The following is an 18,122-nucleotide window of genomic DNA, read 5'->3' on the forward strand; positions in this document are numbered from 1 at the left end:
GAGCATTTTAATCTGTTCTTGAAAGAATGTGAGTGGAGGTTTAATATGGGCACACCAAGTGACTTACTGGCAGACCTGAAAAAGTTGCTCAAAGAATATTATTAGGTGTCAGCCCCTTTGATTTAATTGGCCCACGCCCGCAAAGCACGCCGTTAATCGAAATCGAAATATTATTGACTGCTCGCTATCGGTTAATTTTCAACCGATTCCAGAATGCTGCGGAGTGCCCAGTGCACGACCATGGCGGATTAAGCGGAACTGTTTTACTAAGCAACGAAGTGCTCATACAACGGTATGACATCATTGGAAACCAACCTCACAGGAGGTTAGGCCCCAATGCGAAATCCCGCATCCCGGCGTATACTCCAGCGACTTTGCTGGAAGAAAACGAAGTGCATTCGTTCCGCCCCTTAAGTCAGGATGCGAAGGATACGTTCGATTTCGCAGCCTACTACCGCAGAAATGGTGCGCGCCTTGGCACACTACAACCGTGGAGAAGCTGGGCGCCCGGATCTTGTGCAACATGCACAAACCGAACGTGCGATATACTTCAGGTGGTATGAATTTATAATTAAGGGTGTGCCGGTGGCGCACCCTTAATTACTTCTAGCGCACGCCGCGCACGATAAACCCACCATTTAAATAACCTTCTTTTCCGTACAGAAACGGCTGACCTTCAAGGTCGGTCATGATGCCGCCTGCGGCCTCAACAAGGCAATGACCGGCAGCCGTATCCCATTCCATAGTGGGCCCGATGCGCACATATAGATCGGCTAACCCTTCGGCAACGAGGCCAAACTTAAGCGCGCTACCGGCGCCGATATGTTCTTTTACTTTCACCCCATTATCATCCAACCATTGGGTGAGTTTGGGTGAGCGATGCGAACGGCTGGTGACAACACGCAATCCATCTTCCGGGCGCTCAGCTCTTTCAATTTTTTGCCATTCTTCGCCTTCATGGCGCTTCCATGCGGCTTGGCCTGCCACCGCTTTGTAGATTTTCTTCTGCGCCGGCACGCCAAGGATACCGATCACCGGTTTGTTCTGTTCAATCAGGGCAATATTGACCGTGAACTCATCTAAGCCTGCGATAAAGCTTTTTGTTCCATCCACCGGATCGACCAGCCAATAGATCGCATCTTGGGCTAATGCCTCTTGCGTACCTTCTTCAGATACTACCGGGATATCGGGGAATAATGCTAACAGCGCTTTTTCGATGACCTCATTGGCAGCTTTATCGGCTTTGGTGACCGGGGAATTATCATCTTTTGATTCAATTTCCAGCTCCGTTCGCCAATAAGGCAGGATGACCTGATGCGCTTTTTCACAAATCTCAACCAACGCATCTAACTGCGCGGCGACGGTTTGGGCTTGCGGAGACAGGCTCACGCGGCTTCGCTATTATGGCGACCTGGCTCGTTCAAATGCAGTACTTCAAAATCTTGCACACAATCCGATTCGGGGCGTGGCGCACTGGCGGCATCCTTCCATAACGAATAATGCATCAATTCCCAACGATCTGGATTAAGCGCCGTTAAATGATAATAAAGATTCGGATCTTTCAGTATTTCTTGCTGCTTCAAGCGCTGGTTCTCAATTAGATCTTCGAGACTCTCTTCAGCCGGCACGAGATCACTTTCGCAGCGTGCGAAGCTTGGTTGCAAAGGCAGCTCCCCGCCAGATTGATGCAGCACAATCCAACTACGCATGCGCGGACGACGGAATTCTTTTACAAAGCCTTGAAATAATTCATCAAATAAAAAATCGCGCGCGCCGGGTAGATTCTTCCACACATAGAAAGGAGCATAGAGCTTATCATCGCGGTTATAGAGAAATGCTTTATGCACCATATCATCCAGCTCTTCAAAAACAGGAGCACGTTGAGCCACACGATCTTCAATGACAGAGTCATCCGTATCATGGGGTAGATGGATCGAATATTGCAGTGCTAACATAAGCTCTCATTTTTAGGTTCGAAGCAGTGAAGTTACGCCAGCTTTTACCTACTTTTCAAGTTTATTCGGCAGTAGAACAAACTATTCCTGTGGTTTGGAAAGAATTGTTACATTCTCTTGTTGAACTTCATGATAAAAACAACTTTTACGATTAGTATGACAAGCTGGTCCGGTTTGATCGACCCGCAATAATATTGCATCCTTATCGCAATCAAAGCGCAAGCTGATCAACTTTTGCAGATGACCCGAGGTCGCGCCCTTGTGCCAAAGTTCTTGACGCGAACGTGAGAAATAATGCACTTCACCCGTTTCTAGCGTTTTATCGATCGACTCTTGGTTCATCCAAGCCAGCATCAATACTTCGCCCGTATCATGCTGTTGAGCGATGGCGGGAATGAGGCCTTGTTCGTTGAATTTCAGATTCATAAGCTTAGACATAAACTATTTTACACTCCTCGTCATTACCCGGATAAACTGGGCTGACGGTTTAACTAGCGCCCTCTTTCAGCGCTTGTGATTCGACATAAGCCAGCTGGTCGGCACGCTCATTATATTCATCGCCTGAATGGCCTTTAACCCAGTTCCAGTCAACTTTATGGGGAGAAAGTGCTTCCTCTAGTTCCAGCCAGAGATCTTTATTTTTGACGGGCTTCTTGGCAGCGGTTTTCCAACCTCTGGCTTTCCAGCCCTTCAGCCACTCCATGATCCCTTTCATCACATACGTACTGTCGGTATAGATCGACAACTCGCAGGGGTCTTTTAAGGCGCGCGCGCCTTCGATGACGGCCATCATCTCCATCCGGTTATTGGTAGTATCTAGCTCACCGCCGGAAATATCCTTTTCGTGGTCGCCGTAAATCAGCACGGCACCCCAGCCTCCCGGTCCCGGATTTCCGCTGCATGCACCATCCGTATAAATTTTCACCTGCTTCATAGGATATACTCTCTAAAACTTTTCTCTTGGCAATGGAACTTCCATTTCTTGACATATTCCATCGGGTCGTGAGGTTTAACCACCGCGCCATCTATCTGGAAGAACCAATCGCGCGAGCGCGTTAACAAGCAACGAATAGAGGCACTCTTTGCCAGAAAAGAAAGTGCATCCAACTCCGCATCACTTAAAGGGCGCACCTTATGATAAGCGGAAATGAGCTGCTGCGCTTTGGCACGGTTAAATTCTGCATTATCGATTCCGTCAAAACACCACGCATTGAAAGTCACCGCAAGATCGTAAGCGAGATAGTCTTCGCACGCGAAATAAAAATCAATAATGCCGGTCAGTCTATCACCTATGAAAAAGACATTGTCGGGGAAAATATCTGCATGCACCACACCGCGCGGTAAATCTAGCGTTGGCCAGCTTTGCATCTGCCCTAATTCATCCGAAATATGATTGACTAGATTCGGCGCTAGCGCACCTAGATGGCCTTTGACCTGATCAAATAGCGAGGCAAGTCGGTTCGGTGCCAAGTTATTGCGCAAAGTGCGGTCGAAACCTTGGGTCGCCACATGCATCTTCGCCACAAACTCGCCCAGTTCCGCCAAATGTTTGGGTTGAATTTCTGTGAGACCGCGCCCTTCAAGAAAGCTCGTAATAGAGACGGAGCGCCCCTGCACCTGACTCAATAACTCACCATCTTTGCGCATTTGAGTGCGCGGGCATTCAACCCCCTGATCCTTCATGTAGGACATTAAATGCAGGTAAAAAGGCAGATCTTCTGCCGGAATCCGGCTTTCATAAAGCGTGAGGATAAAGGTATTTTGGGTCGTCTTTAGCAGGTAATTGCTATTATCAATTCCCTCAACGATCGCCTGCGCAGAAACGAATTCCCCTAACGTATAATCGTTCAGGAGCTCCTCTATCTGCGAATCCTCTAAATGGGTGTAAACGGCCATGCCTTCTTGTGCCGTGACTCTATCCAAAAAGCTAGCATTAAGATGAATCAATGTCTTATCGGCAAATATTGCCTATATGTCACACATAATTCATGAAAATAAAATTTAAACTGGATTTACTGGTTTGTTTCTGGTGAGATAGGTGAAAGTAATATATTTTCATGTTATTGAAAAATAATAATAAATTTTTCTGCTAGGAAAAAAGTTCCTATCGTTAAGACTTTCTTAACACTTATGCGGTAAAAATAAGAGAAGACAGGGGAGTAACCAATATGGCTGACGCTTTAGCTACCACCGCAGAAGTTGATAACGAAGATGCTGGAGGCGCCACCAGCAGCGTTTCTGATAGTAGCGTTATCCGGTCTTTGCAGGCGCTTGGCCCTATGCGCCTCGCTTTTATGGCTGGCGTTGCGATTGTACTAATTGGTTTCTTCATCTTCCTTTCCGTAAGCATGGGCTCGTCTACTATGTCTCCCATTTTTACCAATCTACCGATCGAAGATAGTGGCGAAGTGGTTGCTGAGCTCGAAAAACGCGGTGTGAAATATGAACTCCGCGCCAATGGCAGCCAAATCATGGTCCCTGCAAATGACGTATTACGCTTACGTATGGCGCTCGCGCAAGAAGGATTGCCCGGCACCGGCTCCGTCGTCGGTTACGAGATTTTCGACCAAACAGACGCGATGGGAACCTCCAACTTTGTTTTAAACGTCAACATGCTACGTGCACTAGAAGGCGAACTCTCGCGCACGATTGGCTCGTTTAAAGGCGTTGATTCTGCCCGTGTTCACTTAGTGGTGCCCAAGCGTGAGCTTTTCACCCGTGATCGCCGCGAACCAACCGCCTCAGTCGCACTCGACCTTCGTGGAAGCAGCGAACTCAGCAAATCGGAAATCGGTGCGATACGCCATTTGGTGGCGACGGCGGTCCCAGGCTTAAAATCTGCAAAAATTACGATCGTTGATAGCAAAGGTCGCCTCCTCGCACGTGGGCTCGCAGATGGTGAAGAAGAAGATGCTTTCTCTTCAGATGCCGATGAATATCGCATCAATTACGAGAAACGCATGCGCCGCACCATTGAAGAGCTACTTGCCAGCTCTGTCGGTGCGAGCAAGGTTCGTGCAGAAGTCACTGCGGATATCGATTTTGACCGTATTGTGGTAAAATCTGAAACCTTTGACCCTGAAAGCCAGGTCGCACGCTCTATCCAAGAAAGCAGCGAGACGGAGCGAAGCACGGAGAAAGACCTCAAAGAAAATGTAACGGTCGGCAATAACTTACCTGACGCTAATGCAGGCGAAGCAGGCATACTCGAAAGCCGTAGCTTAGATCGCTCTGACGCGACGACGAATTTTGAGATTTCGAAAGAAGTGAAAAACCATATCACAGAGACAGGCACGATTAATCGCCTATCTGTTGCAGTCTTGGTCGATGGCACTTACGCGCTTAATGAAGAAGGCGAAACCGTTTACTCTCCACGTAACGAAGCCGCTCTCACGCAAATGGCGCAGTTGGTAAAATCTGCTATCGGGTTTGATGCAAGTCGCGGCGATACCGTCGAAGTCATCAACATGCCGTTTGATAGCCCTGAAGAACTAGAAGCACCGGAAGAGCCTCTCGGTTGGTTGCGTGATGAACTGCAAGGCATTGTTCAAACACTCGTGATCGGTCTCGTGGCAATGATGGCAATCTTGATGATCATTAAACCACTTGTGACCCGTGCGATTGAAGCCACTCGCATCGATCCTGAACTTGAAGCCGCTGAGAAAGCCGCACTGGGTGCTCCAACCTTAGCGGGTCAGCTCACTGACCAGCGCTTCGAAGAAGATGATGATGATGATCTGATTAATGTTGATCGCGTACAAGGTCGTATCAAGTCAGCAAGCTTCCGCAAAATTAACGAAATTGTCGATCAACACCCTGACGAAGCGTTGACTATTCTACGTCAATGGATTCAAGGCACGGACGATTAAGGTAAACTGGAAAGTAATAAGAGATAATTATGGCGAATCCAAAAGATGTTACTAAGTATACTGGCTTAGAAAAAACCGCGATTATGATGATGGCGATGGGCGAAGATAATGCCGGCAAGCTATTTTCTTTGATGGAAGATGATGAGATTAAGGAAATCTCTAGCACCATGACAAGCTTAGGTCCTGTGCCCTCTGAAGTCGTCGAGAAACTCTTCATGGAATTTGCAGACCAGCTTAATGCAACGGGCGGAATTTCGGGTAACCTCGATAGCACCGAACGCCTACTGCAAAAAGCTCTTGGTAAAGACCGTGTCGATGCCATTATGGATGATATTCGCGGTCCTGCCGGTCGGAACACTTGGGAGAAGCTTGGCAATGTCAGCGAAGAAGTACTCGCCACTTACCTCAAGAACGAGTACCCGCAAACTATCTCACTGGTACTGTCTAAAATTCGCCCCGATCATGCCGCTAAGGTGCTGACCGAGCTGCCTGAAGATTTGGCAATGGATGTCATCACTCGTATGTTGAGTATGGAAGCCGTGAAAAAAGAAGTGCTCGATGGTATTGAGAAAACGCTACGCGTCGAATTCATGAGTAACCTCGCGAAAACGCAACGCCGTGATAGCCATGAGATGATGGCCGAAATCTTCAATAATTTCGACCGGAATACGGAAACTAAATTCATGGGCGACCTTGAAGGCCGCGATGAAGATGCAGCAGAACGTATTCGCGCGCTTATGTTCACGTTCGAAGATCTCATCAAGATCGACGGAAGCGGTATCCAAGCACTCTTGCGTGGCATTGATAAAGATAAATTGTCGATCGCGCTCAAAGGCGCCTCGGATGAAATTAAAGACCTCTTCTTTGGTAATATGAGTGAACGTGCCGTGAAAATCCTCAAAGAGGAAATGGAAGGCGCTGGCCCAGTTCGCTTGAAAGATGTGGATGAGAATCAAATGTACATCGTGATGCAAGCAAAAGACCTCGCTGCTAAAGGTGAAATCATCATTGCTGATGGCGGTGCTGACGATCAACTGGTTTATTAGGATAGGAAACAGGACAAAACGATGAAAATTACTCCCTTCACATTTGAACCTTTTGGTGGCGATGAAACGGCCACCTCATCGGCTATTATTGCCGATGGTTTGAATGGGCCAGAAGAAGAAGCGGCAGAAGAAATAATCATTCCAACTTTTAGCCAAGAGGAACTCGAGGCAGCCAAACAACACGCTTACGATGATGGATTCCTAGCGGGCAAAAAAGAAGGCGTGCGCGATGCAGAACACCAAAATCAGCAGCATCTAGAAGTTCTGAATGGCATTGTCGGCCAAGTGAATGAGAAAATTGGGAAGCTGCAAAGTGACTATAGCCAAACACTTTCAAAGCGTCAGGTGGAACTTGGGAAACTCGTTATTACCTGTGCCGAAAAACTAGCGGGCGAGGCCTTGCGAAAAGACCCGATCAGCGATATTGCAGAGATGATTGATGAGTGCCTAAACGGTCTCTTCGACTCACCGGAAATCACCGCAAATGTGCATCCAGAAATCGCGCCGTTACTGCAAGGTAAATTACCAAACACGGTCACCGTAAATGCAGATGAGAGCCTCACGCTAAACGACTGCACGCTGAACTGGAAACATGGCCAGGCCATGCGCGATACCGCAAACCTATGGAGCGAAGTTGAAGGCATTATCAGCCGCCACTTTACCACAACCAGCACGCTCGAAGCAGAGGTCTCTGTTGAAGCAACGTTAGAAACTCAAACCTCCGCACCGCAGCCTATCACGGCAACCCCATCCGCTGAGATAGTAACCGAGACACCACCGCAAGTGCACGCAAATGCACCGGTAAGAACCATTATCAACTCACCTTCTGCAACTCCAGAAAGTGAGCCACTAACCGAAACACCACCGACGACCAATGAGATTAAGGGAGAAGACCATGAGTGATGAAATGGATATGGGTACGGAGATACCCGCAGAAGTACTGGCCGAAAAGCCTAGCGCAATGCCCACTGGAAATACCGGTGAAATGGCAGCCGCCTTTGGCGCAAGCACACCTCGCGATGATACGAACCTATCGCTAGAAGCAGTTTACGACGTACCGGTTAATATTTCGGTCGTACTCGGCAAAACGACCATGCAGGTACACCAACTGCTCAAACTTGGGCGCGGTGCCGTGGTTGAGTTGGATCGTAAAGTAGGCGAACCGATCGATATTTTGGTCAATAACCGCTTGGTGGCACGCGGCGAAATCGTCGTAGTAGAAGACCGCATCGGTGTGACCATGACGGAAATTATGAAAGCGGATTAGACCTATGCGACTATTGATTATCGGAGATTTAGGCGGACAAATTGGCGAAGCGACCCGTATCGCTCGTGGGCGTGGGGCGACCGTAAACCAAGTACCAGATCATCACGCGGCACTTGAAGATTTACGCGACGGAAAAGGCGCTGACCTCATCATGATTGAAGCGAAGAATCATGGTCATATTGCGAGCCTTGTCACCAGCCTCAAATCCGAACGTATCATCGTCACAGTGGTGGCTTGTGGTGTCGATAATGATAAAGACGCAGCCGTTGCAGCGATTAAATCCGGCGCGAAAGAATATATCCCGCTACCACCGGATGCTGAATTGATCGCCGCCGTCATGGAAGCCATCACCGAGCAAAGCCATACCGTCATCCATCAAGCGGATAGCATGAAAGTCTTACTTGGCATGGCTGATCAAATCGCGCCGTCAGAGGCCTCTGTACTGATTACGGGCGAATCGGGAACCGGTAAAGAAGTGATCGCACGCTATGTGCAAGCGGGCAGCAAGCGCAGAGATAAGCCGTTTATTTCGGTTAATTGCGCGGCCATTCCTGAGAATCTTTTAGAATCTGAATTGTTTGGCCATGAAAAAGGTGCCTTTACGGGCGCCGTCAGCCGTCGTGTCGGTAAATTTGAAGAAGCCGATGGCGGAACACTGCTACTGGATGAAATTTCAGAGATGGATGTGCGCTTGCAAGCCAAGCTCCTACGTGCGATTCAAGAGCGTGAGATCGACCGGGTTGGTGGTACAAAACCCGTCAAAGTCAATATCCGAATCCTTGCAACCTCTAACCGCGATTTGCAAGAAGCGGTGCGCAAAGGCGACTTCCGCGAAGATCTTTTCTTCCGCCTGAATGTCATTAATTTGGAGATTCCGAGTTTACGTGAACGTAAAGAAGATGTGCCGCTATTGGGCAAATTCTTTGCCGAGAAATATGCACATGCTAATGGCATGGATCCACGTCCTTTGAATGATGCGGCCTTCGAGAAAATGGCTGAATATCACTGGCCGGGTAATGTGCGTGAGCTGGAAAATACCATGCATCGCGCCGTACTGATGGCCCAAGGGCCTGAGATTGGTGCGGAGGCGATTTTACTTTCCACCAGCCTGCGCCCCCCTGCACCGGTTGAAGCCCCTGCCCCAACACAAGCCGCACCCGAAACTCAAGAGGAGGAAAACGATATGTCTACAAGTAGTGACGACACTCGCCCGAATGATCAAGTGGGGCGTACCGTTGCCAGTGTTGAGAAAGAACTGATTCTTGATACGCTGGATTATTGCCTCGGCAATCGTACGCATGCCGCCAATATTCTCGGTATTTCGATTCGCACCTTGCGCAATAAGCTCAAGCAATATGGCGATCAGGGTTCAGAGATTCCTTCCGCACCGGGCACAGGAACCGTTTAGGTCGATTTAGGTGGCAAATAACCCCACACGCATGAGCATCTTTAAAGGCCACGCCAAAACGGTAGGTGGCCGCAGCGATATTTTCTTCGCGATAGGGATTATCGGTATTCTCGTTGTCTTGATGCTACCGATTCCGCCGCAAGCGCTTGACCTGCTACTGGGCGTCTCGATCACTCTTTCTGTGCTTATTTTGATGACGGTTCTGTTCGTCGATAAACCACTACATCTCAATTCCTTCCCAACCATTTTGCTGATTGCCACTATGTTGCGGCTGTCACTAAACATCGCCTCGACAAGGCTGATTCTCTCTAGAGGGCATGAAGGCAGCGGTGCTGCTGGCGGAGTGATTGAGGCCTTTGGCGGCTTTGTCATGCAAGGTTCCATCATTATTGGTGTGATCATTTTTGGAATTCTCACCATCATTAACTTCATCGTTATCACCAAAGGTTCGGGCCGTATTGCCGAAGTTTCCGCGCGTTTCAGCTTGGATGCAATGCCCGGTAAGCAGATGGCGATCGATGCGGATTTATCTGCTGGTCTGATCGAAGAACATGAGGCCAAAACCCGCCGTAAAGAACTCGAAGATGAATCTACTTTCTTTGGTGCGATGGATGGTGCGAGTAAGTTCGTACGCGGTGATGCGATTGCGGGTTTGCTCATTACCTTCATCAACCTAATCGCGGGTATCTTAATTGGTGTGGCGCAAAATGACCTCGCATTTGGCGAGTCACTCAACACTTATACGATCCTGACGATTGGTGATGGTTTGGTGAGCCAAATCCCTGCGCTAATCGTTTCGACTGCCGCCGGTATGTTGGTGACAAAAGCCGGTGTCGCAGGCTCCGCCGATAAAGCCGTACTCGCACAATTAGGCCGTTTCCCTTCCGCGCTCGGCCTTACCAGTGGCTTGCTTTTCTTGCTCGCATTAATGCCGGGCATTCCGTTCATTCCCTTCTTCCTTCTTTCTTCTGTGCTCGGTTATGCGGCATGGTATATGTGGAAAAACCCTGCAGAAACAGATGAGTTAGTCGGTGCAGGTGCCGCAGCAGATGGCCTGACACAAGTGATCGGCAAAGATGGTGAAGTACAAGCCGCCGCGCCCGAAGAGAATATGGCAGATAGCTTGCAAATTGATTCACTTCGTTTGGAACTGGGTTATGGTTTATTGCCGCTAATCAATTACACGAAAGGCCATCGCCTGACGGAGCAAATCAAAGCATTGCGTAAACAAATGGCGCGCGAATCTGGCTTTATTATTCCACCCGTTCGTATTCAGGATAATATGCAACTACCGGCCAATAGCTATGTGGTGAAGGTCAAAGAAATTGAATGTGCACGCGGCTCAATCCGTCCAGATATGCTATTGGTGATGGATCCAAGCGGCGGTAAAATTAGCTTGCCCGGCGAAGAAACAACGGAGCCGACTTTCGGCTTACCGGCCATGTGGGTAGCAGAGAGCCATCGCGAAGAAGCACTGTTCCGCAACTATACGGTGGTTGACCCGCCAACGGTTGTCACCACCCATCTAACCGAGATGGTGAAAGATAATATGGCCGATTTGCTGTCTTATTCTGAAACACAAAAGCTGCTAGATGACTTACCAACCGGCGAACAGAAGCTAATCGCCGATATTATTCCGGCGGTGATTTCGGTGAGTGCGGTTCAGCGTGTGTTGCAGAATCTCTTAAGCGAGCAAGTCTCGATTCGCGATCTACCGACCATTATCGAATCCATCGCAGAAGCGGGACGTATCACGCAAAATGTGACCATGATTTCCGAACATGTGCGCGCCCGCCTTGCTCGCCAAATCAGCCATACTTACACGTCTGAAGAAGGCTATATTCCGCTGCTTGCCCTTTCGCCAACGTGGGAACAAGAATTCACAGGAAGCCTCGTTGGCCAAGGCGAAGAACGCACGCTGAGCATGGCGCCCAGTAAAATTCAAGATTTCATCACCTCCGTTCGCACAAAGTTCGATCAGTTCGCGATGCAAGGCCAAAGCCCTGTACTGCTAACCAGCCCGACAATCCGCCCTTATGTGCGCTCTATTGTCGAACGTTTCCGCCCCTCTACGGTGGTGATGTCGCAAAATGAAATCCACACCAAAGCCAGTATTAAAACCTTAGGTCAATTATGAGATTACGTACGTTCCATGCTTCCGATATGCAAACAGCGATGCAGCAAATCCGCGAGGAGCTGGGCGATTCTGCGGTGATTATTTCCACCACGCGCGATGAGAGCAGCAAGCGCGTGTCTGTCACCGCCGCGATTGATCAAGATGAAGTGCATATTGTGGAAGAAGCACCCACGCGGCAAGCGGCGAATACGGCCATTCCAGATCCCGAGATTACCCTCGCACGGAGCAATTCAATCCTGGGTGCTTTGGAAAAAGTGATGGAATATCATTCCATCCCATCAGAGCTACAGGCCGAGCTTTTAAATACCGCCCGCATGCTAGATTTTGAACCGCATGGCGGGGATGAGGCGCTCACCAAACTACTCGCTAAGACGCTAGAGGCTCACTTCCGTTTCCTTCCGCTTCCGGTGAGCCGTGCTGGATTTCGCCTTATGTTGATTGGGCCAACGGGTGCGGGGAAAACCACGACATTGGCAAAAATTGCCGCACAATTAAGTATGGAAAAACACCCAATCACTACCGTTACCTTCGATACGAAACGTGCCGGTGGTATTGAGCAATTCCGCGCCTTCACCGATATCCTCAATATCGATTTAGAAGTGGCGGAAACCGGCGATGATTTACGCGAGATTCTCGCAGCACAACCGCGGGAACAAATCGTATTAATCGATAGCTTTGGCTGTAACCCCTATAATGCGAACGACCTCAAAGAGCTTCGCCCCTTCCTCAACATGCCTAATGTAGAGCCCGTGCTTACCATGCCCGCCGGCATTGATGCTGCCGAAGCCGCAGATATCGGCAAAGCGTTTGAAGTCAGCAATGCAAAACGCCTACTCATGACACGCTGCGATATTTCACGCCGTTTTGGGGGTGCCTTAAGTGCGGCGCATGTCGGCGATTATGCTTTCTGCAACTATAGCAGCTCAGACCGAGTCGTGGGTGAATATGGCCCGCTCGGCACCAAGACACTCAGTAATTTACTCATGCAATATCGAACGCAACGTTAAGGACATCACATGACGACGAAAAAGAATAATATTATCGCAGTCGCCTCCGGTAAGGGGGGCGTAGGTAAAACGTGGCTCAGCATTACGCTCACGCATTTATTCGCGCGCGCCGGTCGCCGTGCTTGCTTACTCGATGGTGATGTCGGTCTCGCTAATATTGACGTCCAACTCGGCGTCGCACCGACCAAAGATTTGAGTGATATTTTTACCAAAGGCAAGCACCTACGCGATATTGCCTACCCGTATGAAGAAGGAGGGTTTGATATTATTCCCGGTCGTTCTGGTTCAGGTGATATGGCTAATTTGCCAGATAGTGCGCTGCGAAACCTAAATGATCAGCTGCAAGATATCTCCAATGATTATGACCATATCATTATGGATTTGGGCGCAGGGATTGAGAAAAACGTCCGCTACCTGGCCGCATTGGCCGATCGTGTCGTGGTCGTTTTAACGGACGAACCAACCTCACTCACTGATGCCTATGCTTTCATCAAGCTTTGCCTTCAACAAGATAATACGGCACAGATTCAAGTCGTCATCAACCAAGCATCGACCCGCAAAGAAGGCGAAAAGATCTACGGCGCTATCTTAAACGCCTGCCAGAATTTCCTCAATTATAAGCCTGAGCTACTTGGTATTATCCGCAAAGATAATAAAGTGCGCGATGCGATCCGTAGCCAAAGCCCGATGTTGAAGAAATCTCCGCAATCGACGGCCGCAACCGATGTCGCTGCCATCTCCGTCAAACTCATGCAAAATAAAATGCAGAACGCTTGAGGAGTCCATGCCTACCATCATCCCACCCACGGTAAGTAACAATTCGGCGCTGCTAAAAGGGGTGAGCGCTAACCCGGGGGCGGGCAGTGCAACACAGGTTCCGCCGGGCATTATCGCCCTTCCTGCTGGTACGGTGCTTCGGGGAAATATTGCGCAAATTGATGGCCGTGGGAATGCCGTTCTCTCAACCGCCAAGGGCGATGTGTCGTTGCAAACCGAACTTCCCATTAAACTCGGAAGTGAAGTGTCGCTTCGCCTCACCACCGCAACCCAAGGCATCAAAGCGAAGATCCTTTCGATTAACGGAGCCACCCCGCAAGAATTCTCCAGTAAGTCGGCACAGCCGCGCGGACAAAGCACGCATGTTGACGATATTGTACAAACTGGCAAACAATCAAACATTGTAAAACCGGGAACAACCGCAGCACAATCGAGCCAAGCACAAACCGCAGCGGCACGCTTAGTTCCCGCCTCCACTGAGGTAAGAATACCAACAGAGGCGCTGACATTACGCGGCGTTTTACTTTCACGTTCCGATAATTTACCGCAAGTGCTGCAACAACTTCCTACGTCTATTTCCCTTCCCATTCAGCGGTTAGAAGCCGGCGTGACGCTCACCGTAAAGTTAGTTCCAGAAACGATTCAACTGCCACAACCAACGACGACCAGCACACCCGCTGCCGCGGCGGCCACAGCTACCACACCAACCACCGCTGCTACAACAGCGACTCTAGCAACAGCCACTCTCCCTGCAAATGCAGCCACCTCTGGTAGCCCAGCCATCACCACTGCGACACCGACAATACCGACGGCAGTGACACCCAATAATGCTGCATCCGTGCAAACCACCGCCCTGCCTGCAGCAGCCACACCGAATGCAGCCCTTCTTGGTAACCCCACACCAGCGACCCAAGCAACCGTCGCAACAACAACAGCAACAGCCTCTGCGACCAGTAGTCCAGCGACAACCGTACCGGCTGCCGCTGCTCCAACAACAACGGCTACTCCTACCACCTCAACCGCAGCGCCAACGGCGACGGCTGCTACAAGTACAACGGCTCCTGTAGCGACGGCAACAACGACGACCACTCCCGCACAAACTGCGGCCAGCGCAACGCCGAATCAAACAGGGGCGGCAGCGACCGCCACCCCAACAGCAGCTCCTACGCCTGCAGCAACGGCACAAGTGGCGCTACAGACTCAGGCGACATCGACACAAGTAGCGACACCAACAACCACAACGAATGCTCAAGCAACTAGCGTGCCTGCCGCCACCTCAGGCGCAGCGGCTCCCGCCTCACCTGCAGCGACAGCGACGCCGGCTGCTTCTATTGCTCCAACCACCGCTGCGGTGACAGTTCCCGCGGCGATACCGGTAGCAGCACAATTGGCACAAGGGCAGCTCACCGCCACCGTTATCGGGCAAGAACAATCCGGTGATACGGTCGTCAAAACAGCATTAGGAGCAATTAAAGTCAGCATTCCTTCTGGCTCTGGCGGACAGGCCAACTTGCCAGTGGGCACGACTCTTACGCTGCAATTACAGAGCATCAACGCACCCCAAACACTCGGGCAAGCAATTGCGGCACAAATTAGCAGTACGCCGGCGCCCTTAAGTGAACTTTCGATGAATTGGCGAAGCCTGCAAGAAACGGTCGAGCTCCTCGCGCAAGTGCAACCTGCTATCGCCGCGCAAGTATTGGAAAATGTAATCCCAAAACCTGGCGCAAAAATGGCCAGTTCGATGTTATTTTTCCTAAGTGCGTTGCGCGGTGGTGATGTTGGGAAATGGCTCGGCGATGATACGATTAAAATATTAGAGCAAAGTAATCGCGGCGATTTAATCCGAAAGCTCACAACTGAGTTTGGCACGCTGCGTCAATTTTTTACCGATTCACCAAGCCCCAATTGGCAAGCAGCATTTGTGCCAGTGCATGATGGTACAAACTGGCAGCAAGCCCGTATGTTTCTAAAGAAAGAGCCCCAAGGCGCAGAATCCGCTGAAGGGGGTGGCACGCGTTTTATTATGGAAGTCGAGCTCACCAAAATGGGCCCGATGCAATTTGATGGCTTAGTGCGCAAGCGCGCCAAAGCCGTGAATTTTGACCTGATCATCCGTTCGCGCAATACACTGGGTGATGCGGACCGCCAAAATATCCGCGATATTTACCAAAGCTCATCCGAACTAACCGGCTTTAAAGGCGGCATTAGTTTTCAAGTAACGAATCCGTTCCCCGTGCTACCGATGCGAGATATCCTGGCCGACGCACCAGATGTAATGGCCTAATTCCGAAGCGGCTTATTATTTTCTAGCATATGTTCGATACGATCTAGCGTTGGCTTTAACTTCACTAGTTGCATGAAATGTTCGTGTTCTAAGTCGAGTAAATCTTGCTCGGTTAGTTCGCGCGTTGAGTCATAATCTCCGCCCGTCACGACATGCGTTAAGTACCCGACAACCGTTTGATCATGCGGCGTCACTTTGCCCAACGCTGCCATACCTTTGACAGCCATATCGAGCGCTATGCGGCCTGATTTACCCGCCAACTTAATGGTAGCTGCCTCTGGCGGAGTATAACCTTCTGCCAATTCTAGCACCAAATTCTTGGCATCGAATAACAAACGATCACGGTTCATCGTAATGCGTGATTTCTCGTTGAGGATATTCAAATCTTTAGCAAGTTCCGCCGATTCGCTAACTTTGGCCAGAGCGATCGTTTCAAATACCGTTTTCGTTGCAGGCATTGCACCGCCGAATATGCCTTTTTTCTCACTGTTAAAGGCGCGGAACAGAAGTTCTTTACAGCCCCCCCAGCCCGGAATTACGCCAACACCAACTTCGACGAGACCGGTATAGGTTTCAACATGCGCTTGTACTGCATCGCAATGCAGCAAGGTTTCGCAACCGCCACCGAACGCGAAGCCATGAGCTGCGCCTACGACGGGGAACGGTGCATGTTTCAAGCCCATCACGGCATCTTGCCCTTGACGGACGACATCGGATAATAAGCTCCAACTTGCCGTGTTTGCGGCAAATAGGAAGAAGCCCAGATTCGCACCAACGGAGAAGTTTGTGCCTTCGCCACCGCCAATCACAAGGCCTTTAAAGCCATCTTTCACAATATCAACCGACTGCTGCATCATGGATAGAATATCCGGATCCATCGAATTCATTTTCGAAGTATAATCGAGCTGCAATACGCCATCACCAATATCCCAAAGTTGGCATGAACCATTCTTTTTGACCGGCGTTTTACCGCGCGTTGCATCGGATAGAAGCAATACGCCTGCCGGTTTAGGAATACCTTTATATTCACCGTCGAGGCCTAGCGCCGCATCACCTTCATAAAGAGGACGACCCGCTGCTTTTTCGATAATTGCTGGCACGGACATATTATTATCGGCACACCATTGCGCAAAAAACTCGGTACCTAGCTTGTCGATCAACTCGAATGGCCCGTATTTCCAGTTATAGCCCCAACGCATCGCGCGATCGATCGCTGGAATATCATCGGCAATCTCGCCTAACAAGCTGGCAGAGTAATGCAGCATCGGCATCAATACCGCGCGCGCATAAGCACCGCCTTCATCTTCATGTTCAACGAGATTCCGCAAGCCACCTTTAGCCGCATTAACAGATGCGAGCTTCGGCTTAACGGATGTCGCATATTCGCCGGTTTTCAGGTCGATCGATTCTTTGACGCGTTTGCCATCTTGCTTGTTCAAACGATAGAATCCGCCCAGGCCTTTGCGCCCTGTATAGCCATCTTCGATCATTTTTGTGACGAGTTCTGGCGCTTTGTAAAGCTGACAGAAAGCATCGGAATCCGGAAGGGCATCTTTGAGTTCTTTCGCAATCAGCGGCATCAAATCAATCCCAATTAGATCGAATAGGCCGAACACTCCGGTTTTGGGAATACCAACTGGACGGCTCATCACCGCATCGGCCACTTCTACGGAAACGCCCTGCTCCATTGCTTCCAACAGGCCAAGCGTCAGCCAAAATACGCCGATACGGTTGGCGATAAAGCCTGGCGTATCGTGACAGAACACATAGCCCTTACCGAGGTTTTCATGCGCGAATTTCTTGATGCGTGCAACAGCGGCTGCATCGGTATCGGTGCCCTGAACAATCTCCAACAAACGCATATAGCGCACGGGGTTGAAGAAGTGAGTCACCATAAAGTGTTTTTTGAACCCTTCATCCATTGGCTCGACCAGCGAGTGCAGCGGAATGGTCGAGGTATTAGACGAAACAATCGCATCAGCGCGGCGGTAAGGCGCAATTTTCTGGTAAACTTGATGTTTAATATCGAGGCGCTCGAGCACGACTTCGATAATCCAATCGCAGTCCCGCAGCTTCTCTAGATCATCATCGAGGTTACCCGGCGTGATGTTCTTTAATTTCTTAGGGTGAGTAATAAGCGCAGGTTTCGCCTTTTTAAGCTTCTCAATCGCGCTTGTCGCAAGCGAATTACGGTCTCCTTCTTTCGGCACAATATCCAGCAAGAGCACTTCGACCCCTGCACTCGCAAGATGTGCGGCAATGCCGCTTCCCATCACGCCTGAACCTAAAACCGCTGCTTTTTTAATCTCTGTCATAAACCGCCCCGTAATTTCTTTACTCACTTATATCTAAAGAGAGTTAAAAAAGAA

The 18,122-nt window shown here is 49.8% G+C and carries 16 protein-coding genes; 10 read left to right on the plus strand and 6 right to left on the minus strand.

Going from position 1 to position 18,122, the window contains the following annotated elements; all coding sequences use genetic code 11:
• A partial coding sequence (locus P8P30_08830) for an IS1595 family transposase (GenBank protein MDG1287647.1) occupies window positions 1-105 on the plus strand: 105 nt, incomplete at its 5' end.
• Between the two features lie 501 nt (window positions 106-606).
• On the opposite strand, the gene cysQ is transcribed toward P8P30_08830, so the two are convergent.
• The 5 genes from cysQ to P8P30_08855 all read right to left on the minus strand — a co-directional run bounded on the left by cysQ (window position 607) and on the right by P8P30_08855 (window position 3,878).
• Window positions 607-1,389, minus strand: a complete 783-nt coding sequence (gene cysQ / locus P8P30_08835; GenBank protein MDG1287648.1) for a 3'(2'),5'-bisphosphate nucleotidase CysQ — start codon at window positions 1,387-1,389, stop codon at window positions 607-609.
• Window positions 1,386-1,955 carry a DUF4865 family protein gene (locus P8P30_08840; protein ID MDG1287649.1) on the minus strand — a complete coding sequence of 190 codons (570 nt, stop codon included), beginning with the start codon at window positions 1,953-1,955 and terminating at the stop codon, window positions 1,386-1,388. Before P8P30_08840 ends, cysQ begins: the two co-directional genes overlap by 4 nt.
• Window positions 1,956-2,036: 81 nt before the next feature.
• Window positions 2,037-2,393, minus strand: coding sequence for a phosphoribosyl-AMP cyclohydrolase (gene hisI, locus P8P30_08845; protein ID MDG1287650.1), 357 nt, complete (start codon window positions 2,391-2,393; stop codon window positions 2,037-2,039).
• 49 nt (window positions 2,394-2,442) lie between these two features.
• Entirely contained in the window at window positions 2,443-2,889 is a 447-nt protein-coding gene (gene rnhA / locus P8P30_08850; GenBank protein MDG1287651.1) for a ribonuclease HI, read from the minus strand.
• On the minus strand, window positions 2,886-3,878 hold the full coding sequence (locus tag P8P30_08855) for a homoserine kinase (protein MDG1287652.1): 993 nt from the start codon (window positions 3,876-3,878) through the stop codon (window positions 2,886-2,888). The genes rnhA and P8P30_08855 overlap by 4 nt, the downstream gene beginning before the upstream one ends.
• Window positions 3,879-4,123: 245 nt before the next feature.
• Between P8P30_08855 and fliF the strand changes: the two genes are divergently transcribed.
• From fliF to P8P30_08900, 9 genes are read left to right on the plus strand one after another with little or no spacing between them, the layout of a single operon-like run.
• A complete protein-coding gene (fliF, locus tag P8P30_08860; GenBank protein MDG1287653.1) occupies window positions 4,124-5,824 on the plus strand; it encodes a flagellar basal-body MS-ring/collar protein FliF in 1,701 nt (566 codons plus the stop codon).
• A gap of 29 nt (window positions 5,825-5,853) precedes the next feature.
• Window positions 5,854-6,870, plus strand: a complete 1,017-nt coding sequence (gene fliG / locus P8P30_08865) for a flagellar motor switch protein FliG (protein MDG1287654.1) — start codon at window positions 5,854-5,856, stop codon at window positions 6,868-6,870.
• A 21-nt stretch (window positions 6,871-6,891) separates the two neighbouring features.
• Entirely contained in the window at window positions 6,892-7,773 is an 882-nt protein-coding gene (locus P8P30_08870) for a FliH/SctL family protein (protein MDG1287655.1), read from the plus strand.
• Window positions 7,766-8,137, plus strand: a complete 372-nt coding sequence (fliN, locus tag P8P30_08875; GenBank protein ID MDG1287656.1) for a flagellar motor switch protein FliN — start codon at window positions 7,766-7,768, stop codon at window positions 8,135-8,137. The genes P8P30_08870 and fliN overlap by 8 nt, the downstream gene beginning before the upstream one ends.
• Window positions 8,138-8,141: 4 nt before the next feature.
• Window positions 8,142-9,545 carry a sigma-54 dependent transcriptional regulator gene (locus tag P8P30_08880; GenBank protein MDG1287657.1) on the plus strand — a complete coding sequence of 468 codons (1,404 nt, stop codon included), beginning with the start codon at window positions 8,142-8,144 and terminating at the stop codon, window positions 9,543-9,545.
• Between the two features lie 31 nt (window positions 9,546-9,576).
• Window positions 9,577-11,682 (plus strand): flagellar biosynthesis protein FlhA, encoded by a 2,106-nt coding sequence (flhA, locus tag P8P30_08885; GenBank protein MDG1287658.1) that lies wholly within the window; start codon window positions 9,577-9,579, stop codon window positions 11,680-11,682.
• Window positions 11,679-12,689, plus strand: a complete 1,011-nt coding sequence (locus P8P30_08890) for a hypothetical protein (protein MDG1287659.1) — start codon at window positions 11,679-11,681, stop codon at window positions 12,687-12,689. Before flhA ends, P8P30_08890 begins: the two co-directional genes overlap by 4 nt.
• A 9-nt stretch (window positions 12,690-12,698) precedes the next feature.
• Window positions 12,699-13,466, plus strand: coding sequence for a MinD/ParA family protein (locus tag P8P30_08895; protein MDG1287660.1), 768 nt, complete (start codon window positions 12,699-12,701; stop codon window positions 13,464-13,466).
• A gap of 7 nt (window positions 13,467-13,473) precedes the next feature.
• Window positions 13,474-15,753, plus strand: coding sequence for a hypothetical protein (locus P8P30_08900; protein ID MDG1287661.1), 2,280 nt, complete (start codon window positions 13,474-13,476; stop codon window positions 15,751-15,753).
• On the opposite strand, the gene P8P30_08905 is transcribed toward P8P30_08900, so the two are convergent.
• Window positions 15,750-18,068, minus strand: a complete 2,319-nt coding sequence (locus P8P30_08905) for a 3-hydroxyacyl-CoA dehydrogenase NAD-binding domain-containing protein (GenBank protein ID MDG1287662.1) — start codon at window positions 18,066-18,068, stop codon at window positions 15,750-15,752. The genes P8P30_08900 and P8P30_08905 overlap by 4 nt on opposite strands.
• Window positions 18,069-18,122 lie beyond the last annotated feature (54 nt).

The sequence above is a fragment of the Rickettsiales bacterium genome, from assembly GCA_029252805.1.
Taxonomy (GTDB): domain Bacteria; phylum Pseudomonadota; class Alphaproteobacteria; order Rickettsiales; family JALZUV01; genus JALZUV01.